Source organism: Streptomyces recifensis, assembly GCF_002154615.1.
In the GTDB taxonomy this organism is placed as follows: Bacteria; Actinomycetota; Actinomycetes; order Streptomycetales; family Streptomycetaceae; genus Streptomyces; species Streptomyces griseoluteus.
The window spans coordinates 1-8875 of the sequence record NZ_MUNH01000209.1 but is presented as its reverse complement, the minus strand read 5'-3'; the positions used below and the strand labels follow the sequence as shown (position 1 = coordinate 8875).

The following is an 8875-nucleotide window of genomic DNA, read 5'->3' as shown; positions in this document are numbered from 1 at the left end:
CGCGGGCGGCCGGGTCGGCGTACAGGTCGATCGCCAGCTTGGCCTGCCGGTGCAGGGACTGCACGACACCGATGTCGGACTCCTTGCCGATGCCGGACAGCACCAGCGAGAGGTAGTCACGGGTGGCCAGCTCGCCGTCCCGCGTCATGTCCCAGGCGGAGGCCCAGCTCAGCGCGCGCGGCAGCGACTCCGTGAAGTCACCGAGGTGCTCGGTGACGACCGCGAGGGACTCCTCGTCCAGGCGGACCTTCGCGTACGACAGGTCGTCGTCGTTGAGCAGGACCACGGCCGGACGGCGCACGCCGGTCAGCTCGGGCACGGCCGTCAGCTCGCCGTCCACGTCCAGCTCGACCCGCTTCACCCGGACCAGCTTGCCCGCGTCGTCCAGGTCGTACAGGCCGATCGCGATGCGGTGCGGACGCAGCGTCGGCTCGCCCTTGGCGCCGGCCGGGAGCGGCGGGGCCTCCTGGCGGACCGAGAAGGACGTGATCACACCGTCCGCGTCGGTCTGAAGCTCGGGACGCAGGATGTTGATCCCGGCCGTCTCCAGCCACGCCTTCGACCAGGTCTTCAGATCGCGCCCGGAGGTCTCCTCCAGGGCGCCCAGCAGGTCGGACAGGCGCGTGTTGCCGAACGCGTGCCGCTTGAAGTACGCCTGCACGCCCCGGAAGAACTCGTCCTCACCGACGTACGCCACGAGCTGCTTCAGCACCGAGGCGCCCTTGGCGTACGTGATGCCGTCGAAGTTGACCAGGACGTCGTCCAGGTCCCGGATCTCGGCCATGATCGGGTGCGTGGAGGGGAGCTGGTCCTGGCGGTACGCCCACGTCTTCATCGAGTTGGCGAACGTCGTCCACGCGTGCGGCCAGCGGGAGCCGGGCGCCGACGCCTGGCAGGCGATGGAGGTGAAGGTGGCGAACGACTCGTTCAGCCACAGGTCGTTCCACCACTCCATGGTGACCAGGTCACCGAACCACATGTGCGCCAGCTCGTGCAGGATCGTCTCCGCCCGCACCTCGTACGCCGCGTCGGTCACCTTGGACCGGAAGACGTACTGGTCGCGGATGGTCACCGCGCCCGCGTTCTCCATCGCGCCCGCGTTGAACTCCGGCACGAAGAGCTGGTCGTACTTCTCGAAGGGGTACGCGTAGTCGAACTTCTCCTGGAACCAGTCGAAGCCCTGCCGGGTGACCTCGAAGATCGCGTCGGAGTCGAGGTGTTCGGCGAGCGAGGGCCGGCAGTAGATGCCGAGCGGCACGGACTGCCCGTCCTTCTCGTACACGCTGTGCACCGAGTGGTACGGGCCCACGATCAGCGCGGTGATGTACGTCGAGATGCGCGGGGTCGGCGCGAACGCCCAGACGTTGTCCTTGGGCTCCGGCGTCGGGGAGTTGGAGATCACCGTCCAGCCCTCGGGCGCGGTCACCGTGAAGCGGAACGTCGCCTTGAGGTCCGGCTGCTCGAAGCTGGCGAACACGCGCCGCGCGTCCGGCACCTCGAACTGCGTGTACAGATAAGCCTGTTCGTCGACCGGGTCCACGAACCGGTGCAGACCCTCACCGGTGTTGGTGTACGCGCAGTCGGCCACCACCCGCAGGATGTTGCGGCCCTCGAGCAGACCGGGCAGCGCGATCCGGGACTCCTTGAAGACCTCCGCCGGGTCCAGCGCGTCCCCGTTCAGCGTCACCTCGCGCACGGCCGGTGCCACCAGGTCGATGAAGGACTCGGCGCCGGGCTCGGCCACGTCGAAGCGCACGGTGGTGACGGACCGGAAGGTGCCGCCCTCCTGCGCGCCGGTGAGGTCGAGATCGATCTCGTACGAGTCGACGCTGAGCAGGTCGGCCCGCTGCTGCGCCTCTTCCCGAGTCAGGTTTGTGCCAGGCACGCGGTCATCTCCTCGTTATGTGTGGGTTGCGCCATCCTTCCACGGGAGATCCGCGAACGCGATGTCCTTGTCCCGCCGGTCACCGGGCCTTTCCAGGGACCAGCCTGGGACACATGACGACACACACCACGCCCCGGCACGCCGCGCGGGCCATCACGGAACCGGTCCTCGCGGAACTGCGCGCCTCGGACGACGCCGGACGCCCGACGACCGCCGTCACCGACGCGGAGGGCGGCGCCCCGCTGCGCTGCTGTCTGCGCCGGAGCGAGCGGGGGGAGCGCATCGCCCTGGTCTCCTACGCGCCCCTGCGCCGCTGGGCGGCGGACACCGGCGCCGAACCGGGGGCGTACGACGAGCGGGGCCCGGTGTTCATCCACGCCGAGCCCTGCGGCGGACCGGCGCCCCGGGGCGGGCTCGCCTTCACCGACGCCCACCGCGTCCTGCGCCGCTACTCCCGTGCCGGCCACATCCTCGGCGGCCGCCTGGTCACCCCGCCCGGGGACTTCGAGGCGGCCCTGAGCGAGGCGTTCGCCGACCCGGAGGTGGCGCTGGTGCACGTCAGGGCGGTGGAGTACGGGTGCTTCCTGTACGAGGTGCGCAGGGCGTGAAAGAGGGGGCGCGCGCCGAGCCCGGCGCGCGCCCCCCCGGTGGACTCAGCTCTTCAGCTCGGCCGCCACCAGCTCCGCGATCTGCACCGCGTTCAGCGCGGCACCCTTGCGGAGGTTGTCGTTGGAGATGAACAGGGCGAGGCCGTGGTCCACCGTCTCGTCGGCGCGGATGCGGCCCACGTACGACGGGTCCTGGCCGGCCGCCTGGAGCGGGGTCGGGATCTCGGAGAGGGCGACACCCGGCGCCTGCGCCAGCAGCTCGGTCGCGCGCTCGACGGAGATCGGGCGGGCGAAGCGGGCGTTGACCTGGAGGGAGTGGCCGGAGAAGACCGGGACGCGCACACAGGTGCCGGAGACCTTCAGCTCCGGGATCTCCAGGATCTTGCGGGACTCGTTGCGGAGCTTCTGCTCCTCGTCGGTCTCGTGGAGGCCGTCGTCCACGATGGACCCGGCCAGCGGGAGCACGTTGAAGGCGATCGGGCGCTTGTAGACGGCCGGCTCGGGGAAGTCCACCGCGCCGCCGTCGTGCGTCAGCTTGTCGGCGTCGGCGATGACCTTCTGCGCCTGCCCGTGCAGCTCGGCCACGCCCGCGAGACCCGAGCCGGAGACGGCCTGGTAGGTGGCGACGACCAGCGCCTCGAGCCCGGCCTCCTCGTGCAGCGGGCGCAGCACCGGCATCGCGGCCATCGTGGTGCAGTTCGGGTTGGCGATGATGCCCTTGGGGCGGTCCGCGATGGCGTGCGGGTTCACCTCGGAGACCACCAGGGGCACCTCGGGGTCCCGGCGCCAGGCCGAGGAGTTGTCGATCACGACCGGGCCCTGGGCGGCGACCTTCTCCGCGAGCGCCTTGGAGGTGGCACCGCCCGCCGAGAAGAGCACGATGTCCAGGCCGGAGTAGTCGGCGGCCGAGGCGTCCTCCACCGTCACGCCGTCCAGCACCGTCCCGGCCGAGCGGGCGGAGGCGAACAGGCGCAGCTCGGTGACCGGGAAGTCCCGCTCCTTGAGGATCTTGCGCATGACCGTGCCGACCTGACCGGTGGCTCCGACGATTCCGACCCTCACGACGACTCCCTCTGTCTGTCCCAGTACCGGGTCACTTGCTTGACCGGCACTTTTCCATCATGCGGCCGACACAGGGCCGCGTGTCCAATCCTTTGTACGGGTGTGCCCGATGTGAGGGACACCCGTACCGTCCCAGACGGTTGCGGACCTGCGGTCCCGCGCCGGGAGCGGCCGCAGAAGTTCCCTCCCCCGGACCCCTCGGCCGCAAGCCGTGCTGTCCGGTCCCTGCCCGTCCGGCCCACCGCCATACGGAGGTGTGACGTACACCGCACACGCCGAGGGGGCGGGCGCCCACCAGGACACCCGCCCCCTCAGCCAGGGGATCAGCCGGTTACGGCGTGACCTTCCCGATCTGCACACTCGCGGTGCCCGCGACCGTGCCGCGCGCGTTCACGAGCTGGACGCGGCCGAAGAACTCCCGGCCCGCCGGGGCCTCCGCGGCGGCCGTGACCTGGCCGGTCACCGTGGCGGAGGCGCCCGTGGCGAGCTTCACCGGGGCCGAGCCGTCGACCGTGACCGCGCCGAGGGTGTCGGAGAAGAACACGTCCCGGTAGTCGTAGTCGGTGGAGCCGGCCGGGACGGAGTAGCCCACGACCTGGACGGTGTAGGTGCCCGCGGCGGGGGAGGGGACGGAGACCGCCTCCTCCGAGTCGCCGTCGGCGGACGTGCCGACCACCTTGCCGGACGCGTCGTAGACCGTGAGGTCGAGGTCGGCGGCCGGGTCCGAGACCTTGCCGATGGCCACGTCCAGCGACTTGGCGCCGGCCGGGACGTCGACCGTGGTGGTCGCGGTCTCGCCCTCCTTGATCGCCGGGCGGGCGGCCTTCGCGGAGCCGAGCGGGCCGCCGACCAGCTTGCCGTCGAGCGCGGCGTACTTGTTGGTGACCTTCCAGGACGCGGTGGCCGGGACGCCCACCTCGGCCTCGGGCACGGTCACGGTCTCCGGGTCGAAGACCGCGCCGAGCACGGAGACGTCCAGCTTGTAGGGGTTGTCCAGCAGGGGCGAGGTGCGGCGCGCCTCGACCTCGACCTCCCAGACACCGGCCTGCGGGTCGGCGTAGGAGCGGACGTCGGGCTTGCAGCCGTTGCCGTCGAGGTAGTTGTTGTAGCAGTACGGGGTGCTGGTGTTGTCGACCGGCGTCCCGTAGGGGTGGATGGCGATGAACCGCGTCTGGCTGCCGGACTCAAGGCCGCCGATGGCCACCTCCAGCGACTTCGCGCCCTCGGGCACGGTCAGGAAGTACGACGTGGTGCTGTTGCGCTGCACCGAGGCGGAGAAGGAGCGGGTGTAGTCCACCGGGCTCGCCACCACGACCGTGGCGAGGATCTGCTTGTCGACGCCCACGGTCAGCGGGTCGTCCACGCGCAGGATCGCGCTCTTGAGCCCGGCCGACTTCGGCGCGGCCTCCACCTTGACGGTGACCGGCTCGTTCAGCGGCAGCCTCACCAGCGGGCTGCCGACGACGCGGTAGGTGTGCTCCGGGTCGTTGGCGAAGCTCAGCAGGTGCCAGACCGCGCGGTCCGCGCCGGTGGTGCGGGTGACCGTGACGTCGTACGTCTTGCGCTGGCCGGACTTCAGGCCGCCCTCGCGGTCGTAGAGGCCGGTGCCGAAGCCGGGGGTCTTCAGGGCGTAGTCGATCGCGGTGTCGACCGGGGCCTTGACGGTGTACTCGTGCGCCGACGCGCCGAGCCGGATCGCGGTCCAGGCGTCCACCACGTCGATCAGGCCGGAGCCCTCCTCGTACGCCTGCGCGCCCTTGATGTGGTGCGCGGTCGAGGTCAGCGCGGTGCGCAGCACGGCCGGGGTGAGGTCGATGTTCTTCTGCTTGGCGGCGCTGAGCAGCAGCGCGCTCGCGCCGGCCGCCTGCGGGGAGGCCATCGAGGTGCCCTGGAGCATCGAGTAACCGGCGGGCAGGGTGTAGCCCGCCTCGGCCACCGGGGAGCCCGGAAGCCAGGTCTGGGTGGTGTTGATCGCGGCGCCGGGCGCGGTGATGGTCGGCGTGAAGCCGCCGTCCTCACGCGGGCCGCGCGAGGAGAACGGCATCAGCGCGTACGGGGTCCGAACCGCCGAGCCGTAGTTCGACGCCCAGGTCTCCTTGGAGATGGCGGCGCCGACCGAGATCACCTTGTCGGCGAGGCCGGGGTCGCCGATGGTGTTGGCGCCGGGGCCGGAGTTGCCGGCCGAGATGACGAGCTGGACGCCGTAGGTGTCGATGAGCCGGGTGTACAGCTCGGCGCGGGCGTTGTTGCCGTCGTTCAGCGCCGGGAGACCGCCGATGGACATGTTGACGATGTCCACGCCCCGGTTGGTCACCAGGTCGATCATGCCCTCGGTCAGGGCGACGTTGGTGCAGCCCCCGGACCAGGTGCAGGCGCGCGAGGAGACGATCTTGGCGCCCGGAGCGGCACCGTTCATCTTCCCGCCGAACAGCCCGTTGGCCGCGGTGATGCCGGCGACATGGGTGCCGTGCTCGGACTCGATGACGCCGATGTTGACGTAGTCCGCCTTGGCGCCCGAGGAGTTGTAGACGACGTCCTTGCGGATCTCCACCACGAACGGGATGCGCTCGACGACGTCCGTCTTCGGGTCGTCGGTGCCGAAGTAGCCGATCTGGTAGCCGTCCTTGTACGGCTTCATCGGCGGGTTGTTCGTGAAGTCCAGGTCGTCGTCGGTGTCGACGCGGACCGTGCCGGTGGCCGGGTCGTACAGCACGCCCCAGGCGTCGGTGGTGTCACCGTCGCGGTTGAGGTCGCCCTTCATGTCGCCGCCGGTGGTGGCGGACTCGTACAGGTAGTTGAACCTGTACGCGCCGGCCGGGGCCTTGAAGGTCTCCGCGTTCGCACCCGAGCCGACGGAGAAGGACGGGCCGGACACCGCCGCGGTCATCCGGCGCCAGGTGCCGTCGCCGTCGCTCACCGGGTCGGTGGAGGTGACCCAGTCCACGATCTTGCGCTCACCGGTGGTGGTCTTCTGGAGCGCCGGGTGACCGAGGTCCACCCCCGAGTCCAGGATGCCGATGGTGACCCCGCGCCCGTCCGCCTTCGGGTGGTCCTCGACGAAGTCGACGGCACCGGTCTCGAAGGACGGGTTGTACGGGTTCTTCGCCGGGGTCTTGCTGCCGGGCGCCGGGTAGGTCGCCGCCGCACGGGCGTTCTCGGCGTCCTTCGCGGTGTCCGCGCCCGGCGCCGGGTCGTCCAGCGGGATCTCCTGGCGCAGGTCGATCGCGTGCACCGAGGACAGCTTGGCCGCGGCGGCGATGACCGCGTCGGCCTTGGCGGTCGGGACGGTGGCGCGGACGTAGCCGACCTTGTCGAAAGTGCGGCCCACGGTGCCGGCGGCGTCGAGCTGGGAGGTGACCTGCTCGGTGGAGCCCGGCGCGGTGGCGATCATCATCGTGACGCTCTTGGCGCCGTCCGCCTTGGCCTCCGCGAGCCGGTCGGCGTCGTCGGCGCCGAGCTTGCGGGGCGCGGACTTGGCGCCGGGGTCGGCGGCCTGGGCGGGCGGCGCGTCGGCGGCCAGCGCCATGGGCACGGGGCCGGCCGCGCAGAGGGCGGCGACCACACCGGCGGCCAGCGTCAGGCGCGCCAGGCGTCTCGGGCCGGGTATCGGGTCACGGTCGGGGGAGTGGGTCATCGCATCCCTTAGTCGGTGAGGGTTGTCCGCGAGGTCCAGTGCCGGACCAGCGCAGCTTTTCCCAAGCGACTGGTTTTCGGGGTTCGTTGACCGAATCGAGATCCATGTATGGGGAAAACCCGCGATGCGATGTGTGCGGGTGGGGACCGAATAAGCCCGAATTCACTCGGTTCCCGCAGCGGTCGCGCTAACGTCCCGTCATGAGACGCAAGTTGAGGGTGGCGGCCTACGCCGTGTGTGTCCGCGACGGACAGCTCCTGCTCGCCCGCTCGCCCGCGCGGGGCGGCGGCCACGAGTGGGTGCTGCCGGGCGGCGGCGCCGAGTTCGGCGAGGACCCGTACGACACCGTGCGCCGCGAGGTGGCCGAGGAGACCGGCTACCAGGTGGAGGTCACCGACCTGCTCGGCGTGCACACCAACCGGGCGGTGCTCCCCGGCCGCTTCCCCGGCCGCGCCGTCGACCACCACGGCGTCCGGCTGCTGTACGCGGCGCACGTCACCGGAGGCGAACTCCGTTACGAGGTGCGCGGTTCCACCGACCTCGCCGCCTGGCACGACCTCGACGCGGTGCCCGGCCTGACCCGCGTCTCCCTGATCGACACCGCCCTCGGCCTGTGGCGTGACCGCCCGCCCACCGGCCGCCTCGACCCCGGCCCGCCGGTCGGGACCCGCTGAGCGGGACAGGCGGGACTAGCGGGGCAGTACGACCACGTACGCGGCCGGGTCGCGGTCGCCGGCGGCCATGAGGGCCGTACGGACCACCGCGGCCTGCTGCTCCGCCGACTCCCTCAGCTTCTTCGGGGTGATGTGGACGACCGTGATGCCGAGCCGCTCCAGGTGCTCCCGCTTGCGGGCGTACTCGGACCAGGTCGCGTCCTCGTCCTGGCGTGGGGCGCGGGTGTCCAGCTCGACGGCGACCGCCTGCTCGGGCCAGTAGGCGTCCAGGCCGCCCAGGTGGGGGCCGCCGGGCAGGCGCAGGTCAACGTTCCACACCGGGTCGGGCAGCCCGTACCCGGTGACCATCCGGTACAGCCGGTCCTCGGCCACCGCGCGGCCCTCGGCCACCAGCGAGTCCACCGCGTCCACCACATGGGCCCGGCCCATCAGCCTGGCATCGGTCAACTCCCGCACCAGCGCCGCCGGATCGCAGTGGCCGTCGCGCACCGCTTCGGTCAGCAGCCGCCGTACCGTGTCCGCGTCCGTCAGGTGGGCCACCGCGTCCGCCACCGCACGCGCCACCGGCGCCACCGGCAGGCCGGAGACGGGGCGCGCCACCGGGAGGTCGGGGGTGCGCACCACCCGTACGTAACCGGTCGAGCGCAGCCGGCGCAGCCTGGGGACCAGGACGTCGATCCGCTCCAGGCCGAGCAACGGGGGTGCGGACGGCAGGCCGTGCAGGGCGAGGGCGGCCAGGCCGGTGAGCATCGCCTCGGCGTAGGCCCCTCGGTGCGGGTCGCCGGCGCCGGGCTGGGCGGGTACTCCGGGCACGGACTCGCGGGAGGCGTACAGCAGCGCGCCGTGCAGGCGCTCCTCGCTCGTGGGTGACCCGGAGTGCAGCAGGACCACGTTGGGCAGCAGCAGCCGCCAGGGGCCGTCGGCCCGGCACCGCTCGTTCAGCTCGGCCGTCGTCACGCCGTGGGTGCGCAACTGGGCGGCGGTCAGGACCCGGCGGTGGACCTCGGTGAGG

At 71.7% G+C, this 8875-nt stretch carries 6 protein-coding genes; 2 read left to right on the top strand and 4 right to left on the bottom strand.

What is annotated here, in order from left to right:
- The coding region (gene pepN / locus CCN33_RS12640; protein WP_086693727.1) for an aminopeptidase N at window positions 1-1885 on the bottom strand (1885 nt) is incomplete at its 3' end.
- A gap of 113 nt (window positions 1886-1998) precedes the next feature.
- Between pepN and CCN33_RS12635 the strand changes: the two genes are divergently transcribed.
- Complete coding sequence (locus CCN33_RS12635) at window positions 1999-2493, top strand: DUF1203 domain-containing protein (RefSeq protein WP_086693726.1); 495 nt, start codon at window positions 1999-2001, stop codon at window positions 2491-2493.
- 45 nt (window positions 2494-2538) lie between these two features.
- Here CCN33_RS12635 and CCN33_RS12630 read toward each other — a convergent pair whose 3' ends face one another.
- The gene (locus tag CCN33_RS12630) at window positions 2539-3555 is read right to left on the bottom strand and encodes an aspartate-semialdehyde dehydrogenase (protein ID WP_086693725.1); all 1017 of its coding nucleotides are present in this window, start codon (window positions 3553-3555) and stop codon (window positions 2539-2541) included.
- A gap of 331 nt (window positions 3556-3886) precedes the next feature.
- Window positions 3887-7189 carry a S8 family serine peptidase gene (locus tag CCN33_RS12625; RefSeq protein WP_086693724.1) on the bottom strand — a complete coding sequence of 1101 codons (3303 nt, stop codon included), beginning with the start codon at window positions 7187-7189 and terminating at the stop codon, window positions 3887-3889.
- Between the two features lie 200 nt (window positions 7190-7389).
- Here CCN33_RS12625 and CCN33_RS12620 point away from each other — a divergent pair, with 200 nt between their 5' ends.
- Window positions 7390-7863, top strand: a complete 474-nt coding sequence (locus CCN33_RS12620; protein WP_208621733.1) for an NUDIX hydrolase — start codon at window positions 7390-7392, stop codon at window positions 7861-7863.
- 15 nt (window positions 7864-7878) lie between these two features.
- Here the strand turns inward: CCN33_RS12620 and CCN33_RS12615 are convergent.
- Window positions 7879-8875, bottom strand: a 997-nt coding sequence (locus CCN33_RS12615) for a hypothetical protein (RefSeq protein ID WP_086693722.1), incomplete at its 5' end; no start/stop codon positions are given.

Bases quoted from the DNA above. Each gene is read 5' to 3' on its own strand.
- CCN33_RS12625 (WP_086693724.1), bottom strand. From the start codon at position 7,189: ATGACCCACTCCCCCGACCGTGACCCGATACCCGGCCCGAGACGCCTG.
- CCN33_RS12635 (WP_086693726.1), top strand. From the start codon at position 1,999: ATGACGACACACACCACGCCCCGGCACGCCGCGCGGGCCATCACGGAA.
- CCN33_RS12620 (WP_208621733.1), top strand. From the start codon at position 7,390: ATGAGACGCAAGTTGAGGGTGGCGGCCTACGCCGTGTGTGTCCGCGAC.